The 18,218-nt window shown below is 36.2% G+C and carries 18 protein-coding genes; 11 read left to right on the top strand and 7 right to left on the bottom strand.

What is annotated here, in order from left to right; all coding sequences use genetic code 11:
* The first annotated feature begins 82 nt into the window (after positions 1-82).
* The gene (locus ES765_RS05195; RefSeq protein ID WP_138111837.1) at positions 83-1,201 is read left to right on the top strand and encodes a TlpA disulfide reductase family protein; all 1,119 of its coding nucleotides are present in this window, start codon (positions 83-85) and stop codon (positions 1,199-1,201) included.
* Between the two features lie 73 nt (positions 1,202-1,274).
* Here the strand turns inward: ES765_RS05195 and ES765_RS05190 are convergent, their stop codons facing one another.
* A complete protein-coding gene (locus ES765_RS05190; RefSeq protein ID WP_249356241.1) occupies positions 1,275-2,936 on the bottom strand; it encodes a PQQ-like beta-propeller repeat protein in 1,662 nt (553 codons plus the stop codon).
* A gap of 131 nt (positions 2,937-3,067) precedes the next feature.
* On the bottom strand, positions 3,068-3,718 hold the full coding sequence (locus ES765_RS05185; protein WP_138111834.1) for a rhomboid family intramembrane serine protease: 651 nt from the start codon (positions 3,716-3,718) through the stop codon (positions 3,068-3,070).
* Between the two features lie 54 nt (positions 3,719-3,772).
* Here ES765_RS05185 and ES765_RS05180 point away from each other — a divergent pair, with 54 nt between their 5' ends.
* Together ES765_RS05180 and ES765_RS05175 are read left to right on the top strand one after the other, a co-directional pair.
* On the top strand, positions 3,773-4,666 hold the full coding sequence (locus tag ES765_RS05180; RefSeq protein WP_138111831.1) for a lysophospholipid acyltransferase family protein: 894 nt from the start codon (positions 3,773-3,775) through the stop codon (positions 4,664-4,666).
* A 95-nt stretch (positions 4,667-4,761) separates the two neighbouring features.
* Positions 4,762-5,781, top strand: a complete 1,020-nt coding sequence (locus ES765_RS05175) for a sterol desaturase family protein (RefSeq protein ID WP_138111828.1) — start codon at positions 4,762-4,764, stop codon at positions 5,779-5,781.
* A 224-nt stretch (positions 5,782-6,005) separates the two neighbouring features.
* Here ES765_RS05175 and ES765_RS05170 read toward each other — a convergent pair whose 3' ends face one another.
* Positions 6,006-6,278 carry an endonuclease/exonuclease/phosphatase family protein gene (locus ES765_RS05170; RefSeq protein WP_138111825.1) on the bottom strand — a complete coding sequence of 91 codons (273 nt, stop codon included), beginning with the start codon at positions 6,276-6,278 and terminating at the stop codon, positions 6,006-6,008.
* A gap of 294 nt (positions 6,279-6,572) precedes the next feature.
* Positions 6,573-7,961 (bottom strand): phosphoglucosamine mutase, encoded by a 1,389-nt coding sequence (gene glmM / locus ES765_RS05165; RefSeq protein ID WP_138111822.1) that lies wholly within the window; start codon positions 7,959-7,961, stop codon positions 6,573-6,575.
* Positions 7,962-8,054: 93 nt separating this feature from the next.
* Here glmM and ES765_RS05160 point away from each other — a divergent pair, with 93 nt between their 5' ends.
* The 4 genes from ES765_RS05160 to ES765_RS05145 all read left to right on the top strand — a co-directional run bounded on the left by ES765_RS05160 (position 8,055) and on the right by ES765_RS05145 (position 12,079).
* Positions 8,055-8,651 (top strand): ACP phosphodiesterase, encoded by a 597-nt coding sequence (locus tag ES765_RS05160; protein WP_138111818.1) that lies wholly within the window; start codon positions 8,055-8,057, stop codon positions 8,649-8,651.
* A gap of 63 nt (positions 8,652-8,714) precedes the next feature.
* Positions 8,715-10,406: a gamma-glutamyltransferase gene (gene ggt, locus ES765_RS05155; protein ID WP_138111815.1), complete on the top strand. Its 1,692-nt coding sequence runs from the start codon at positions 8,715-8,717 to the stop codon at positions 10,404-10,406.
* A 74-nt stretch (positions 10,407-10,480) separates the two neighbouring features.
* Entirely contained in the window at positions 10,481-11,185 is a 705-nt protein-coding gene (locus tag ES765_RS05150) for a hypothetical protein (RefSeq protein WP_138111812.1), read from the top strand.
* A 297-nt stretch (positions 11,186-11,482) separates the two neighbouring features.
* Entirely contained in the window at positions 11,483-12,079 is a 597-nt protein-coding gene (locus tag ES765_RS05145; RefSeq protein WP_138111809.1) for a hypothetical protein, read from the top strand.
* On the opposite strand, the gene ES765_RS05140 is transcribed toward ES765_RS05145, so the two are convergent.
* Positions 12,076-13,146, bottom strand: coding sequence for a transporter substrate-binding domain-containing protein (locus tag ES765_RS05140; protein WP_171017239.1), 1,071 nt, complete (start codon positions 13,144-13,146; stop codon positions 12,076-12,078). The genes ES765_RS05145 and ES765_RS05140 overlap by 4 nt on opposite strands.
* Before the next feature lie 110 nt (positions 13,147-13,256).
* Here ES765_RS05140 and ES765_RS05135 point away from each other — a divergent pair, with 110 nt between their 5' ends.
* The gene (locus ES765_RS05135; RefSeq protein ID WP_138111803.1) at positions 13,257-13,688 is read left to right on the top strand and encodes a GNAT family N-acetyltransferase; all 432 of its coding nucleotides are present in this window, start codon (positions 13,257-13,259) and stop codon (positions 13,686-13,688) included.
* A 4-nt stretch (positions 13,689-13,692) separates the two neighbouring features.
* Here ES765_RS05135 and ES765_RS05130 read toward each other — a convergent pair whose 3' ends face one another.
* Positions 13,693-14,460, bottom strand: a complete 768-nt coding sequence (locus ES765_RS05130; protein ID WP_138111800.1) for an XRE family transcriptional regulator — start codon at positions 14,458-14,460, stop codon at positions 13,693-13,695.
* 877 nt (positions 14,461-15,337) lie between these two features.
* Here ES765_RS05130 and ES765_RS21690 point away from each other — a divergent pair.
* Positions 15,338-15,481, top strand: coding sequence for a hypothetical protein (locus ES765_RS21690; RefSeq protein WP_171017238.1), 144 nt, complete (start codon positions 15,338-15,340; stop codon positions 15,479-15,481).
* A 7-nt stretch (positions 15,482-15,488) separates the two neighbouring features.
* Here the strand turns inward: ES765_RS21690 and ES765_RS05125 are convergent, their stop codons facing one another.
* The gene (locus ES765_RS05125; protein WP_138111797.1) at positions 15,489-15,950 is read right to left on the bottom strand and encodes a hypothetical protein; all 462 of its coding nucleotides are present in this window, start codon (positions 15,948-15,950) and stop codon (positions 15,489-15,491) included.
* A gap of 83 nt (positions 15,951-16,033) precedes the next feature.
* On the opposite strand from ES765_RS05125, the gene ES765_RS05120 reads away from it, so the two are divergent.
* Together ES765_RS05120 and ES765_RS05115 are read left to right on the top strand one after the other, a co-directional pair.
* Complete coding sequence (locus tag ES765_RS05120; RefSeq protein ID WP_138111794.1) at positions 16,034-16,231, top strand: hypothetical protein; 198 nt, start codon at positions 16,034-16,036, stop codon at positions 16,229-16,231.
* Between the two features lies 1 nt (position 16,232).
* Positions 16,233-18,206 (top strand): hypothetical protein, encoded by a 1,974-nt coding sequence (locus tag ES765_RS05115; RefSeq protein ID WP_138111791.1) that lies wholly within the window; start codon positions 16,233-16,235, stop codon positions 18,204-18,206.
* The last annotated feature ends 12 nt before the right edge of the window (positions 18,207-18,218 follow it).

Raw genomic sequence — 18,218 nt, 5'->3', positions numbered from 1 at the left:
AAAGACCTCTAACACTTGCGTTAGAGGTCTTTTTTTATCGCCTATATATAAGTACATTTGCAAAATAAACTAAGTAAATTTTATGAAAAATAGTATTCTAATCCTACTGGCAGGAATTTTAATGTTCAGCTGCAACTCTAAACCGGAAGGTTTTACCTTAAACGGAACATTACGAGGCGAATTAAAAGAGGGTACCAATGTATTCCTAAAAAAGATAGGTGAAGACAATCAACCTATTGAGGTAGATACAGCGACTACCACCAATGGTGAATTCACTTTTACAGGAACATCAGACATTCCTGAACTTCACTACATTTTCGTAGAACAATTACCTGGTTATACTGCAATAATCTTGGAAAATGGCAACATACAATTCAACGCGCATAGAGATAGTATGGGCTTTGCCGAAATAGCGGGAACTTTCCAAAATGAGACCTTTGCAGACTACATGAAGCAGTCGAGGGAAATTTCACTGCAAGCTCAATCAATTCAAAAAGATATGCAAGCAGCCTCTGGTGAAGCAACATTGGCGTTACAAGATGAGATGAAGGAGTTACAGGATGAGTACAAAAATTTCGAATTAGACTACGTGAAAGCCCATCCTAAGGCTTTAATCTCAGCGTTGGTGCTTGATAGAGCTATTTCAACAAAAGCTGTTGGGGTAGATGAAGTTGAAGGTATTTACGAGTCTATGTCCGAAGAAATCAAAAATTCCCAACCTGGTAAAAAGGTACTAGAGGGTATTGAAAAATTAAAGAAATCAGAGGAAGCCGGTAAAAACACACGTATAGGCTCAAAAGCTCCAGATTTTTCAGGTCCGAATCCTGATGGTAAAGAAATAGCTTTGAAAGATGTTTTAGGCAAGGTTACCTTAATTGATTTTTGGGCAGGATGGTGTAGACCATGTAGAGCTGAAAATCCTAATATTGTAGCAGTTTACAATAAATACCATAGTAAAGGCTTGAATGTTCTTGGTGTTTCTTTAGACAGAACCGAAGAGGCCTGGAAAAAAGCGATTGTAGAAGACGGATTGGAATGGAACCATATTTCAAACATTGCTTATTTTGATGATAAAATAGCGAAACTATATAACGTAGATGCAATACCTGCAGCGTTCTTATTGGATGAGAATGGAGTAATTGTAGCTAAGAACCTAAGAGGCCCTGCACTTGAACAAAAGGTAGCTGAACTATTAGATTAAATACAATAGTATTTAAAATCAAAAGCCCCAAGGTAAATACCTTGGGGCTTTTATTTAGTATACTTTCCCTTTATTAGAACTTACCGTAGTAATCATTGAATACCCCTGTTACCGTTGAATTTCCTTCTTTAGTTACTTTACCCCAAATAGCAGCTATCGGGCGATCGCCTAGAAATTCTAATGCAGCCCCATCTTCAAGTATTAAATCACCATAAATAGTCATATTACCTTCGATACGGAGTGTTGATCCAGATTTAACCACGACATCACGCCTTTTATGAAATCTACCTATAACAATAGTCCCGTTCATTTCAAAGATACCATCTTCATTAATAGTAATATCATTCTTAACCGTCCATGAGCCACATAATAACAAAGAGCCATCAACCGTTAATGAGTTAAAACGCTTTGATCCTGAATACGCTTCTTCAGCACCCTCTGGAACCTTATAATTTGAACTACCACTAAATGAAGCCAAGTTTTCACATCTAGTCAATAAACTCTGGCTAGGTTTATTTAATTTTATAATCTGAAAACCAGATTTACCTGAGGCAGCAAAAATATAATCACCTTTAGATGCTACATAGTTAATAGAACCGTTAAGTTCAATTACCCCTACACCTTCTGTATTGTCAAACTTTTTTTCAGAAAGACTAAGTCCGCCTGCACCATTTGCCATTAAAAGCACATCATCATTTACGGCAACACCGTTGGTTACAATATCACCTGGTTCTGCATTTTCAGGAGATGTAAGTATCGGCACATACTCAATAAAACTGCCCGTCGAAGCATTATAAATACCAGCCCCTTTTGAACCTTCAGAAACAACAATATTGTCACCTGAAAAAGCTAAAGTACGCTTGGCATCAATTCCAAAATCAGAATCAATATCTATACTTTTCGTAATCGTAAGATTTTGATCTAAAACACTTACGCCTTGTGCTGCATCTAAAACTGCAATCTCGGTACCATTAACCGCAACTGAACGCAAGTCTGAAAAGGCCGTTTCACTCAAGGTACTCATATCACTTTTATCGTAAGCGACCACAAAACCATCTTGACCACTTGTAACCAAAACTGTGTTATTTATTATACTAACATCAGTAGCATTAAACCCCTCTTGAAAACCGAAAGTAATATTGGACGTATTTAGTCTTCCATTATCAACCCCTATTTTAGCAACTAATGAATTTGACGTAGCGGTTACTGATTTTTCAGAATCTACACCACCGGCAACATAAACATACCCTCTATCATAAGCAATTGAATTTAAGTCAGCATTTGTAAAATATACTCTAGAGGTTACCGTAGGATTATTTGGGTCGCTAATATCGATTACATCTACAGCACCAACATATTCTTGACCAACAGTATTATAAGAAACATAACCATAATCACCATTAAGAGCTACGTGCGTCGCCGCTAAATTTTCACCGTTTTTAAATGAAGGTGGTGCTATTTGAGCCACTAAAGTAAGTGGATAATCTCCAGCTTGTTCTACTTTACCGGTAGTGCTACCATATCTTTTTGCACTTGTAATCGGGTCTTCATAAATATCTAGGACACCTGCGCGATCAAAATTCACACTATTTTCCAATTTTAATTGGTCGGTTTCTTTAATTAAATTATCCTCAGGGTTTTCAAAAATCGTAGTTTCATCACTACAACTCGCAACTGCAAAAGTTGCGGTTATGGCCATTAGCCATATTTTTTTGATAGATAAAGTTGATTTCATGTCTAATTTGGTTTTTTGCAATAACGATAGACACGTTTCAAATGTTGTATTTATCTTAAGAAATACGATGAAATACCACCTAATCAATACTTTTGAAGATTTTTTTGATTGGTACCCGTAAATTTAAGAACTTATATTTTACCCATTTTTCCAAGAACGAAAAGCAATAAAATTGGAAGTGCAAGTAACCCGACCATTAAGGTTTCCGTCTGCAAAAGACTTGGCATAAATAATAACGTACAAGCGTAACCACCAATCGCACCACCAAAGTGTGCCGTATGGCCAATATTACCTAATCGTTTTTTTATACCATAGATCGAATACAGCAAATAACCAATACCAACAACATAGGCTGGCACGGGAATAGGAATAAATAGTATCCCTAATTGCATGTTTGGTTGTAAAAGAATTGCGGCATACAAAATACCGGTAACCGCACCACTTGCCCCTACAGCGGAATAATATGGTTCATCTTTATGAAAATTTAATGCTAATAAGCTACCTGCTAAAAGACTTATAAAGTAAATAATCAAAAATTCAATCGGTCCAAACCAATTGATTACCACGCTGGCAAAGAAATACAGCGTTAGCATATTAAATAACAAGTGGGAAATATCAACATGAAGAAAACCAGAGGTTAGCATACGCTCCTTCTGCCCTGACTTTATCGCTCCTATTCCAAATTTGTAGCGCTCAAAGAAGGATGTATCATTAAATCCTTTAAGTGATACCAATACATTTGCTGCAATAATTACTATAGTAGCTATATTAAGGTTGTTCATTAACTCAATTTATTTGGCGTCAAATATAGCTATATTTGACCATAATTATAGCGCATGCAACTATTGGTATTTGTTCTTATCTATCCCATTTTGTGGATGATTTCTATTCTGCCTCATCGTTTATTTTATATTTTTTCAGATATAGGCTTTTTCTTTGTCTATCATGTTTTTGGGTATCGTCGTAAAGTGGTACAGAACAACTTAAATTTAGTATTTCCTGACAAGACCAAAGTGGAAATTACCCATATTGAAAAAGAGTTCTACAAACACCTCTGTGACACCTTTTTGGAAATGGTAAAATCTATGAACCTAAGCAAAGAAGATGTCTTTAAGAAATATCACGTGGTGAACCCAGAAGTATTGCTTGAGATTGAAAAGGAGCGCAGTATTATTATTCTATGTGCTCACTATGCAAATTGGGAATGGAATGTGAGTATAAACAACTATGTGAATTCCAAAGGGTATGCCGTGTACCAAAAGGTAAATAATTCATATTTTGATGCTTTTATTAGAAAAGTAAGGGCACGATGGAACACCACTTTAATTACTCAAAGCCAAACTGCGAAAACGGTGATTCAAAACCATAGAAATAACGTTCGTGCAACCTATGGTATGGTAAGTGACCAATCTCCTCAATCACATAGAGCTCAATATTGGACTAAATTCATGGATATACAGGTTCCCATTTTTAATGGTGGCGAGGTTTTGGCTCGAAAAACCGGACTGGCGGTGGTCTTTTTAAAGGTAAGCAAGGTTAAACGAGGATATTACAACGCTGAATTTATACCTATAGCCCTTAATAGTAAAGAAACCAAGGAACATGAAATCACTGATGCATTCCTTCGACTGACGGAGGCGCAGATCAAAGAAAAACCTGAATTTTACCTGTGGACGCATAAACGATGGAAACATAGAGGGAAGACACCCGCTTCATTTGCTAAGACCTAAGAACGATTTTAATCCGTTTTATAATTATTCAAATCCCACAATTTCAGTATTTTTAGTTTTTATCGGTATAATTAATTTGAAAATTATCATAATTCATGGATATTCTACAAACTATTTATAATGAAATTGTTGGTTTCTTAGGAATATCACAGGCATGGGAAATTATCAAAAATGGAGACTATAATGCTTTTAGGACTTATGATGGAATAAAAAGCCTTGTGTACCCTATTATACCTTTGTTGGTCTTATTTGAACTAATTCTAGGTTTGGCGTATAAAAAACCACAAACAAAGGTCTACAAGGTTAACTTTCTTATTTACATCTTTAATCGGTTTGTTGGTCGTTTTATTGCGATAGCTATGGTCACATGGATTATTGGGCTACTACAGCCCATTGCCCCATTCCAAACCAGTTTAACCTGGTATTGGTTCATATATGGTTATATCGTTTGGGAATTTGGCCATTTCTTATACCACTATTGGGGCCACAAAGTTCGGTTGTTCTGGTGTCTACACTCGACGCATCATGCACCAGAAGAGATGAACCTTTCAGTAACTTATGCCCATTTTTTCCTTGAGGGTCCGTATGCGGACACCATTAGAACCACAGTTTGTATTCTACTTGGGGTGCAGCCAGAACTTTTATTTATAATTATGTTTATTGACGGTACCTGGGGAGCTTTCATTCATGTAGGCGAAAACGTTATAAAAGATGCCCGCTTTGGTTTTCTTAGAAAATATATTCTAACTCCATCGCACCACAGGATACACCACGCAAAGAACCCACTTTATATGGATACCAATTTTTGCAATCTCCTAAATATTTGGGACAGGGTTTTTGGCACCTATCAGGAAGAAGAAAAACACATTAAAATTGAGTATGGTATCACCCGAGAAGTGAATTCAGGTAATTTCTTGGATGTTTACTTTGGCGAGATTGTTGCCTTGGCAAAAGATGTAGCAAAAGCACCGGGAATCTTGAACAAAGTGAAGTATATTTTTATGCCTCCCGGGTGGCATCATTTAGGAGATCACCAAACAGCAAAGATTACTAAGCAAAACTATTTAAACAAAGAAAAATATAACATTAAAGGTTTAAAAACCAAAGTGGTATAAATAATAGAATAGTCGCTTGCATAATTCTCGCATAGCACTTCATAATCCAACACTTGCCATTCATGTTTTTTATCCAGCAGAATGTGGTCTATATAGATAATAGGATCACTTGCGGGCCAAGTGCTCCTTGAAGCCGCTACGTGATAAGGTTTGCTGAATATTTTACGTAAAATGCACAAGGTATTGCTCTTTGGCCCATCATTAAGATTACCCACCAGTACCTTTTAATTATCCATATCCTTTAGCGCAGTGACCAATAACTTTGCCTGCATAGTACGATTCGTATGGTCATCAAGATGGTCTAAATGGGTGCTCAAAAAAGTGTGAAGATTTCCGTTTTTCGTCTTTACAGTTACCTTAAGGGCCGCTCTTGGTTCTGATGTTGGTCCGTGTGGTAAAGCAATATTTTCGGTTCGGACAAAAGTGAATTTTGATAGGACGGCTTCCCCATATTCACCGCCATGATAAAGTATAGCCATTACAAGCAATGAGGCCATTTGTGTCCGTTGGACCAATTTCTATTACCAAATCTAGCTTATGAGCACTATTGGTCTTAAAACCTACCTTTTGTAATGAGACGAGATTTGGACTATACTTATTAAGTACGCCGGCAATAGTATCTAAATTAAATTTACTTTTAACTGTTGCTCCATGAAGGATGTTAAAACTCCTGACCCTAATGGTATCTTTTTGGATCTAGGTATTGTCGGAAAAAATAAGAAATAAAAATATCCCAAAGCTCAATTTGAGCCATGGGATATGTGTGATAAATAGTTGCCTTGTGTAGTTCTCTAAATGCCTGCTATTTCTTTTAGTTCCAAAATCATACGGTCGGCTAATCCATCGGCCTCAGCCTGACTCTTAGCTTCGGTATAAATACGGATAATGGGTTCCGTATTAGATTTTCGAAGATGCACCCAGTTCTCTGAAAAATCGATTTTCACACCGTCAATTGTAGATATGTCCTCGTTTTTATAATTCTCACTGATTGTTTTTAGAATTGTATCTACATCTAAATTTGGTGTTAATTGAATTTTCTTTTTACTCATAAAATAGCTAGGGTAACTAGCTCTAAGTTCTGCTACAGTACCACCTTTTTCTGCCATCAACATTAAAAATAATGCCGTTCCTACCAAAGAATCTCTACCATAATGACTTTCTGGGTAAATAATACCTCCATTTCCTTCACCACCTATAATTGCATTATTGGCTTTCATTTTAGTAACTACATTCACTTCACCAACTGCAGCTGCTTCGTAAGTACCACCATGTTTTTCCGTAATATCACGCAAAGCTCTCGACGAAGAGAGATTAGATACCGTATTTCCTTTGGTCTTACCCAACACATAATCGGCGCAGGCAACCAAAGTATATTCTTCGCCAAACATTTCACCGTCATTACTAATAAATGCCAAACGATCTACATCTGGATCTACAACGATTCCGAAATCCGCATTCTCTTTAAGTACTAGTTCGCTAATATCGGTTAAGTGTTCTTTTAATGGTTCTGGATTATGAGGAAAATGACCTGTTGGCTTGCAGTACAACTCCACCACTTCTACTCCAAATTCTTTTAAGAGCTTGGGTATAGCAATCCCACCGGTAGAGTTCACACCATCTACAACTACTTTAAATTTAGCTTTTTTAACCACTTCAGCATCCACCAGAGAAAGGTTTAAAACTTCATCAATATGAATATCAATATAACTATCATTCTTGGTAATTTCACCCAAATCATCCACTTCACAGAAATCAAAATCTTCTTTTTCGGCTATTTCTAAAATTTTAGCACCTTGTGCAGCATCTAAAAACTCACCTTTTTCGTTCAACAATTTAAGCGCATTCCATTGTTTTGGGTTATGACTTGCAGTCAAAATAATTCCCCCATCTGCTTTTTCCATAGGAACGGCAATTTCAACTGTTGGGGTTGTAGAAAGGTCTAAATCAATCACATCTATACCTAAGCCTATCAACGTAGAAACCACTAAATTCTGGATCATTTCTCCCGATAAACGGGCATCACGCCCAATGACTACTTTTAATTTATCTTTTTTTGAATAGTCTTTTAGCCAAATGCCATAAGAAGCCGCAAACTTAACTGCATCAAGGGGAGTCAAATTATCCCCTGGCTTTCCGCCAATTGTTCCTCGTATTCCTGAAATAGATTTAATAAGTGTCATAATTCTTAATAAGTTTTTGCAAATATAAACGGTTCGCCCTTACCTCTATTGTCCTTCTTTGTAAATTCGATTTAAGAAGTATAAAATAGCTGAATGAATTTTTTAGCCCATATTTATCTTTCCTTCGATGATAAGGAAATCACATTAGGTAATTTTATAGCCGACAGTATTCGCGGAAATAAGTTTCAACATTTGCCCCCAAGGGTTCAAAAAGGAATTAAACTCCATCGGTTTATAGACACTTTTACTGATACACATCCAATCCCAAAAATCAGTAGTAAACGTTTACATGCTAATTACAGCCATTACAGTAGGGTAATTGTAGATATTTTTTACGATCATTTTTTAGCGAAAAATTGGTCTGCCTATTCAGATGTTCCATTAGCTGTTTTTGTAGATGATTTTTACGATCTCTTAGAAGATAATTATGAAATATTACCCGATGGTGTAAAAAGAATGATGCCGCATATGATTGCTGATAATTGGATATACAACTATTCTAAAATGGAAGGCATTGCAAGAGTTTTAAATGGCATGAATCGCAGAACAAAAAATAAGTCTAAAATGAATTTTGCGATTGTTGACCTTGAAGAACATTACTGCGCCTTCGAAAATGAGTTTACCGAATTTTTTGAAGAACTCATAATTTATTCAAAGCAAAAATACATGTCAATACTTGAAGAAAAATAGTATTTAAAAAATTAACTATCAAAATATTAAATTAATTTACCTAAACCATTAATTCAATTATATATGAACCAGTTTAAATTCGTGCTAGCGTTAATAGTACTTGTAACATTCAGCAATTGCAGGGAGAACCCTGCCGAACCTACAGGTACTGTTACCGATAAAGCTATGGTAGTTTCTGCCCGTGAAGAAGCCTCTAAAATAGGTAGCGACATTATGAAAAATGGAGGTAATGCGTTTGACGCAATGGTTGGTACCCAATTAGCACTTGCCGTGGCCTATCCACGAGCAGGGAATATTAGTGGTGGCGGATTCATGGTGTATAGAAAAGTAAACGGAGAAATTGGTTCTTTAGATTTCAGAGAGAAAGCACCAAAATCAGCGCATAGAAATATGTATTTGGATTCTTTAGGAAATGTTATTCCCAATATGAGTACGTTAGGAGCAACATCTGTGAGTGTTCCTGGTTCAGTTGCCGGAATTATTGAAGTGCATAAGAAATTCGGTAAATTGCCTTTAAAAGATATCTTCGAGCCCGTAATTGCAATGGCAGAGCATGGTATTGAAGTTACTGCAAAGCAAGCAGAAATGCTTGATAATTACAGAGAGGTTTTTATTAAAGTAAATAGTGATAGCACAAAATTTTCATCAGTTTATAAGGAAGGAGAACTTATTAAATATCCTAAACTCGCAAAAACATTGCGAACGATAGCTGAAAAAGGAAGAGATGGATTCTACAAAGGTGAGGTTGCACAAAAATTAGCTGGTTTCATTCAAGCAAATGGAGGTTTTGTCACGGAGGAAGATTTAGCGAGTTATGAAGTTGTTTGGAGACAACCAATAGTTTTTAAGTATAAAGATTTGAACATCATTTCTATGAGTCCACCAAGTAGTGGTGGAGTTACCATGAATCAGATTTTTAAAATGATTGAGCCTTATGACATAGCTTCATTCGGACATAATTCTGAGAAAACCATTCAATTATTTACGGAAGCTTCTCGTCGTGCCTATGCTGATAGAAATTACTATTTGGGAGATCCTGATTTTGTTGAAATTCCATTAGATATTTTACTAAAAGACAGTTACATGGAAGATCGGATGTCTGATTTTTCATTCGAAAAAGCTACAAAATCAGATGATATTTCTCACGGAGAAGTCGCTATTATAGAAAGCATGGAAACTACCCACTACTCTATTGTTGATGCGGAAGGAAATGCAGTTTCGGTAACAACTACCTTAAATGGTAATTTTGGCTCTAAATTATACTCAGATGAACTCGGTTTCTTTTTAAATAATGAGATGGATGATTTCAGCGCTAAAGCAGGAGTGCCCAATATGTTTGGCCTCATTGGTGCAGATGCTAATAGTATTGAAGCGGAAAAAAGAATGCTTAGTAGTATGACACCGACCATAGTAGAACGTGACGGCAAACTTTGGATGGTGGTAGGTACACCGGGAGGGTCGACAATAATCACCGCAGTGGCGCAAACTATTCTGAACGGATACGAGTTTAATATGAGTATGCAAGATGCCGTTAATGCACCTCGCTTTCATCATCAGTGGCTTCCTGACATGGTCATCTTTGAACCAGATGGCTTTTCGCCGACTTTAAAGGATGAATTAAAATCAAAAGGCTATATCATCAACGAAGAACGAACACCAATTATTGGTAAGGTTGATGCGATACGTGTTTTATCAAATGGAACTTTAGAAGGTGGTGCAGATAAGCGTGGTGATGACGCAGCCGTCGGTTTTTAGACGCGTCTAAATTCAAATAAGCATCCATTAAATTTTTTAATCAATTAACTTAATATCAATAACTTAACAACATTATGCTAAACAAGTTATTTAAATTTTTAGGATTCCTTATTTTACTGGCTCTTGCCATTTTTGGCATCCTCTATTACCTGTATAATGAGCCATTACCTAAGGGTGAATCTGGACCAGAAGCAGATGCCTTGGCCTATAGAATGTTAGATGCATTGAACTATGAAAAGTTTAACAATTCAAAAATTATTGAATGGTCTTTTCGAGGCGGAAGTCACACCTTCAAATGGAATAGAGAAAAAGCCACCGTTAATGTAGCATGGGACGAAAATAAGGTTGAGCTTGATTTAATAACCCCACATTCTAGCGTAGCCTATAAAAATGGTGAACGTATACCGTATGACGAAACCCAAGACCTTATCGAGGATGCGCAGAGTTATTTTAATAATGACTCATTTTGGTTAGTAGCTCCTTACAAAGTGTTTGACAATGGCACTGAACGGTTTCTGGTCGATCTTGAAGATGGTTCTGAAGGACTTTTGGTTACCTATCAAAAAGGCGGAGATACACCTGGAGATTCTTACTTATGGATACTAGAACGAAACGGCATACCTAAGAGCTTTAGGCTTTGGGTGAAAATTATTCCTATTGGTGGATTGGAAGCTTCTTGGGATGGCTGGAAGAAAACCGAAAGTGGCGCATTATTGCCCACCTCCCATTCATTTGGGCCTATGACCCTTTCTATGGGAGAGGTTAAGGCCTATAACTAGACCAGCGTAAATTATTGCGTTTCCAGTCTTCAACTTCACTATTTATAACCGCTGTGAATTTTTAGAGGATTTTTATTACTAACAGTATCAGCTAGAGTGTTTTTAAAATACCATGAAGAAAAAATGTCTGTCAAAAAGATAGTAGGTATCGTGAATATTTTTAGTTTTAAACATGTTCTCTATACACTTGATTTCCAATGAAAAAATTGGAAAGTCAAGCACTCGAACTGATATTTGTTCATAAACACATCAAAATGGACAACAGTATTATCTATTTAGTAATTCAACAAACCTCACATGCAAGAATATAGATTTCCAATCGATTTCACTTTTCATATTGGCACCCTATCCAATGATTTTACAGCGGTCGATGCCGACAAGAAAACGGTTGCCTATGTCAAGCAAAAGCTTTTCAAGTTTAAGGAAGATGTTGGCGTTTACGAAAACAAAAGTAAGGCCAAGTTACTCTATACGATTAAAGCAGATAGATGGATAGATTTCTCTGCCTGTTATTCGTTTTCAGACCCTAACGGACAAGAATTCGGGAAAATAGGCCGTAAGGGATGGGCATCTATTTGGAAGGCTCATTATGAGATTTTCGACAAGAATAAACAACTGAAGTACACTATTCGCGAAGAAAATGCATGGGTTAAAGTTCTAGATGGCTTGGTGGGGCAAATACCGATTATCAATCTATTTACCGGACTCTTTTTAAACCCTGCTTATCTAGTCATTGATAGGAATAATGAAACTGTTGTTCGACTAGCTAAAGAAAAATCGTTAATAGGACGCCGATTTAAGGCTAGTGAACTTAAAAAATTGAATGGAACTGATGATGATATCATTATACTCGGATTAATGATGATGGTATTATTGGAACGACGCAAAGGCTAAAACTCAGCAAGACCATATTCATTGAGTACGATATCCCATTCTTCCGTTTCTATAATCTCCAGTATTCGTTGAGAAATTCGTTGTTCGAGATCTATGTGGGATTTTGGTAGACCGAATGCATAGAATTGCACATCGAATTTTACGGGTAACAATTCTAATTGTTTGAGGGTAGAATCTTTCTGAATGGCATATTTTAGAATTGGTTCATCGTACATAAACGCTTCAATTTTTCCTTTCTTTAAATCTAAAAGGCCAAGATCAACATTTGAATATGTTTTTATATCCTTAAAAAAATGTTCGGATAAAAAATTTTGCGTTCCAGAATTGGTTATCGTTCCTACTTCCCTATCCTTAAATTCATTGAAGCCATCTGGGTTATTACTCAATTGATTCACTGTCAAACTCGAAGCTATACTTGCTGTTAGTCCAGAAATGAATAAAAGACCACCGAACATTAATAATAACGCTGTGACTTTGCCGAATTTGGTTACTGGCGCCTTATCACCATAACCTACTGTGGTCAATGTTACGGCAGACCACCAGACGCCATCCCATAAGCCTTTTCTACCAGGTCTAAAAACTTCAGGGTTTCTTTTACGCTCAAAAATCCATCCTAAAATCCCAAAAAGGAAAATAATGAAAAGTAAAATCATCAATCCGCCGAGAAATTCAAGATTGAAAAATCCTGCTACATAAGACTTGAATTTATCAAAAGAAGAAATTTCAGCAACTGCAATGGTAGCATTTGAAGCATAGAAGGAATGGGTAAACTCCATTTCCTTACTACGCTGACTTGTAATCGTCAATGGATTGATACTTAAATCAATTCCTCCTGTACGAACAGAGTCTAACATGGCAGAAAATTCCATGGGTACCATGATATACTCTAAATTCAAATTAGTAGCTACACGTTTCCAAAGCCACTCATTTAAACCTTCTAAATTTTCACCGTTTTCAATTAAAAAAGGTGCTGCTGGTGTATAACCGACCAACAAGGTGTCCTTATCTTGTTGCCCACTAACGGAGATAGCTATTAAAAATGAAAGTATACTTATTAAATTTCTCATCGAACGGGTTGATTTACATCCAATTAAATATACCATTTTAGAAAGTACCATGTTCCTTAAAATGAAGAACAAAATGAAGTAATTTTAACCTTACTAAAAACAGACTGCTCATGATTATTAAACTACTATTGAAAAATGAGGTGACTGATGCCTTGCAATCTCAACTTACCGAACTATACAAACAGCTGAATGCAGATTTAACCCAACTCGACCTAAAGACTATATTATCAGGATATAGCCCAACAGATGTAGCGATATATATGGACGGAGAAACTTTAGCAGGAATTGCCCTAATGGCAAAATACAAAGTGATATCTGGACATAAAGGAATGATTGAAGATGTTGTTGTTTCGTCTGATTACAGAGGAAAAGGAATCGGCAGAAAGCTGATGGAAAAACTTTTAGAACAAGCGGAAAAAGAAAAACTAAATGATGTTTTACTCTTCAGTGGACACCATAGAACGGCTGCGATTTCTCTTTACAAAAGTTTAGGTTTTAAGCTAAAAGAAAGTGGATTGTATGTAAAAAAGTATGTAAAGTAATTATTTAGTTAACCTTCTTAACATGCTGTAATTGATTCTTTAATTCCTCCATAGACTCTTGTAATTGCCGTAATAGACCGCTGTCTGTTGTAGCATCTACGTTAAAGGTTATTTTACTGCTCACCTCCCAAATTTCCTGAATTTGAAAAGGCTTTATATCATAAGGAGGATATGTTTCGTTTAGAGATACCAATGTGATATTATTCGAATTGGGTCGCTTTTCAATTTTCTTTACCATTATAGAATCTTGCAAAACAACTACATACATTTTATTGGCGCTCACATGATCTATATGCTCAATCGCTCGAGCCAAAACCCATTCACCCGGATGCAGGTTTGGCAACATACTATCCCCTTCTACTTGAAAACCACGGTAGGTAGCATTTCTGAATTCCGGAATCGGTAAATCAAATGCCGGTAATTGTTGGTACCAGCTTGTATCTGAAATATTTTGAGGATACCCAGCCGCTGCTTTCGCATTAACCAGAACCATATTGTCACGGTTTGCTGAATCTACAGTAACGACTTTAGGGATGACACTTGTATTTGAGGTTTCCAAATACTGCTCTTCACTTTCTCCGAAGAGCCATAAGGGATTTATCTTAAACTGCTTCAACAATTCTAAAACTACCTTACCAGATAACTTTGTACGACCACGTTCAATATCTGCAGTGGTATTTGAAACCCCTATCATCGCAGCAAAATCAGCTTGGGTATACCCCAACTCTCTACGTAAATCTATAAATCGTTTTAATGTCAGTTCGTTTTCCATGGCTTCTCTATAGTTTAGATTAGTTCACCAGTAACCCAATCTTCTTCAAATATAGTGATTATGGATTATTTCCATAATATTATTTGGATTATTTCCATAATTAGGAATATATCCATATTTTTGGATTAATTACAAATGCTATGGATTTTGACCGTATTAAAGAAAAATTAAACATATTGGCCTAGGGCCAAGAAATCAAATAATACATAGTAGTAATAATAAAAAGGTCTGAAAAGGTCGATTTTTAAAGGTCTTAAGCTGTTTTTAGCAATCTTAGCTACTTCGTAACAGATTATACATTAAGTACCATTAACCGCAATTGCCCTACAACTACAATAAGAAGTTTTAAGCCACTTTATACATAACCGACCACTAAGCTGTGATAATACAGACATTACCACCATTTAAAAGGCTTAAAAAGGTTTTTCCTAAATATATATGCATAACCACAACCACAATGTTCTGCCATAGTGGCGCAATAATAAAAGCATGACAAAACGGCTGTTTATTGTTTGGGGTTACAGTTGGGGTTACAGTTGGGGTTACAAAAAGAAGATGTACCGAAACCTTAAAGCCTTGTTTTACTGGCTTTGATTGTTAAATTCAACAAATAAGACCATGTAATTACACTTAAAAGCACTTATAAACAAACACTATAGCAGTTAAAATGAGTTATAAAGAGAATGTAAATTGATTCATAATATTGATTAACAGCTAATTAGCTTATAACTTGGAAAATATCCAAGTTATAAAAGGTATAATTTGTTTTAAATCACACGAATAAATCCTTCTTAGCGTAATGAAACATTAAATTTTAATGTTTCATTAACAATTAAAAGTGCTTCGTAAATCGATATTTACGTGTTGAATAAGTAAAATGATAAAGCCTTTTTTTAGTTTAATAGATGAAGTAAATAATTATGAATCTAAAAAAAGATACTTCACAGAAGATGAGCGTGAATTGATTAAAAAAGAACTAAGATTGAAAATATCTAAAAAATTAAAAGGATTATTAGAATAGTACATTTTCACAATGCGTTATTCTTTTTTTTTAATTCATTCATATCCATCATTAAACCTGCAATAGTGGCATCTAATTTTTCTAACTTATTAGAAACCTCTAATAAAATATTTTTTTCGCTGTTTTCGTTCAAACGCTCAAAATAGCCGACTAATTCACTCTTATTGTGCATTTTAAAATGCGTGATTGTCTGGTTAATAAGCCATTCATCACTGCTTTTTACGTAGTTAATTTCCGGCTCTTGTAGTGTATTTGGTCGTACTAATTCAGCACTTCCTATACCTCTTAACAACCATTCTGCACTTAATTTTGGAAAATATAGTAAAATATTTTCGACAACATTAGCACCTAAGTTTCGGCCATTCTTTAACGCCCCGGAAATACTACCCCGGCTAACATCTAAAGCTTTTTCAAGCTTGTAGTAAGACACTTTTTTCAGCTTTAAATATTCATCTAATCGCCCTAACATCTTGGTAAAGTTTAAAATATATTTGCATACGATGAAAATATTTGAGTACCTTCGTTTTCATCAAATGAATATATACAAAAAAAATGAAAGCAGCATTTTCCGAAATAGAAAAAGAAATACTTAAGGGCCATTTGTCTGCAATAGCTAGAAAACACGGGTGCAGCCATACAACGGTGCAAGAAATTGTTGCAGGTAATTACAAGATAAACACACCATTAAGAAAAAAAATTCACAGCGGACTTTTAAAAACCGTTGAATTTTTTCTACCAATATCAGAATAGTATGTACGAAACGTATCAAAATACAATAACGGTGCCTGCTTCAATGCTTTACGAAAATCTGGGGCTAATGAGTTACAGCAGCTATAAGCAGCAATGCGCCCGTGGAAAAATCAATAAAATCAGAAATGGTGGTAATGGCCGGCAAGCGTTGGTTGAATTTAGAACCCTTCCAATACTCTTTAAAGAAGCAGTTGTAAAGGCTTTTGGTGATCCAAACCAAAAAGACCAATTAGAACGGTTGATTGACAAATTGGAACCCTGCCCAGATGCCCATGATTTTTTTATTGGAAAAGGTCTACTACCAGAACGTGTGAAGCAATATTATGTAGAATCACAGATTTTAAAGGCGTATGATAAACTGATCTACAATATCAGAGTAAAGCAAACCAATGGTATGGCTGTTAAAATGGGGCCGGCCAAAGCAGAAATATGTGCAGTAATACAAGAACTACAGAAGATTACCCCGGCTAATAGCGATCAACCACAATTTCCACACCGCCTACCCTCCAATTATCGGGCATTAGATAACAAGCTTAAGAAGTTCAATAAAGATGGCTTAGAATCATTAATACACAAAGCGGTTGGCAATACCAACAGCAAAAAAATTAAAGGCAAAGCTGCCGATTGGCTTTTGGCCTTTTATAGCCTACCCAACAAACCTGTAGTGCCTGTGCTATATATCGAATACATGAGAATAAGGGCGGTTAAAGGTTACCCGGTTGTAACTGAAAGTGCCATAACAAAATGGTTAGCAGAACCCGCCCAAGAAAAAAAATGGTATTTGGCCCGCCATGGCAAAGCAGAATGGCGCAACAAATTTGGCCACAAAATGGCCCGTGATAAATCAAGTTTATTCCCGAATGCTTATTGGGCCATTGATGGTACAAAATTAGATTGGGCGCACTTTAAAGACAACTCAAACGGCATGGGTGCCGATATTAAGATTGATGTTGTTTTTGATGTATACAGTGAAAAAATAGTAGGCTACAATTTTAGTGAAACTGAAAGCCATATTGATCACTTTAAGGCCCTTAAAATGGCAGTTAATGATACATTAAAAAGGCCCTTTCTTTTCACGTATGATGGGCAAAGTGGCCACACTTCAAAGCCCATGCAAGAATTATACTCTAAAGTAATAGACCAAACAAAAGGCCAACACTATAAGCATGCAGCCCGCCAACACGGTAGCCCGGTTGAACAGTTGTTTTCAAGGTTTCAGCAGCAAATTTTAAACCTTAAATGGTTTTCAGATAAACAGGGGGTGCGCACACGTAAAATGGACAGCCGCCCCAATATGGATTTCCTTCTGGAAGAACGCCACCAACTTCATAAATTGGAAGATCTTGAAAAAATATTCAAATCCTGTATTGTTGAATGGAATACCTCCAAGCACCCTAAATATGATGAAAGCCGCTTAAGTGTACACCAAAACCACGAAGAATTATTAAGCAGCCCAATTAGCACGCTTCAATTCATTGATCTGTTTTGGGTATTCACCCCAGAAGCTAAAAATTATGATACCGATGGTATCAAGCCCATCATTGGTAAAACCAAATACCATTTTGAAGTGTATGATGATGAAAACGAAACAGATATTGATTTTAGGGATCAATACTGCCACAAAAAGTTCTACACCCAATATGATCCAGATCAGATGGATAATTATGTACGATTATTTGTAAAGATGCCAAACGGCACAAGAAAATACATTGCAGATGCGCAGCCAAAACGACTGACAAAAGTATTACCGGCATTGATGACCCCCGAAGATAAGGCCCAGATGTGGAAAGATCAACAGGTGCGCAAAACAGAATTGGAACGTGTCGAAAAATACAACAGACAGTTGCAACAGCGCACAGGGGTATCACCTGCATCATTGATTGAAAACCAAGAACTAGAATTTAAGATAGGCGGCAAACTGCCAAAAGAAGAACGAAGTGCCATTGAAGCCAATGAATGGCTTAACGGTATGTAAACCCAAAAATTA

This window comes from Maribacter sp. ACAM166 (genome assembly GCF_005771495.1).
Lineage (GTDB): Bacteria > Bacteroidota > Bacteroidia > Flavobacteriales > Flavobacteriaceae > Maribacter.
The sequence above is the reverse complement of the archived record's forward strand: the minus strand, read 5'-3'. Positions and strand labels throughout refer to the sequence as shown.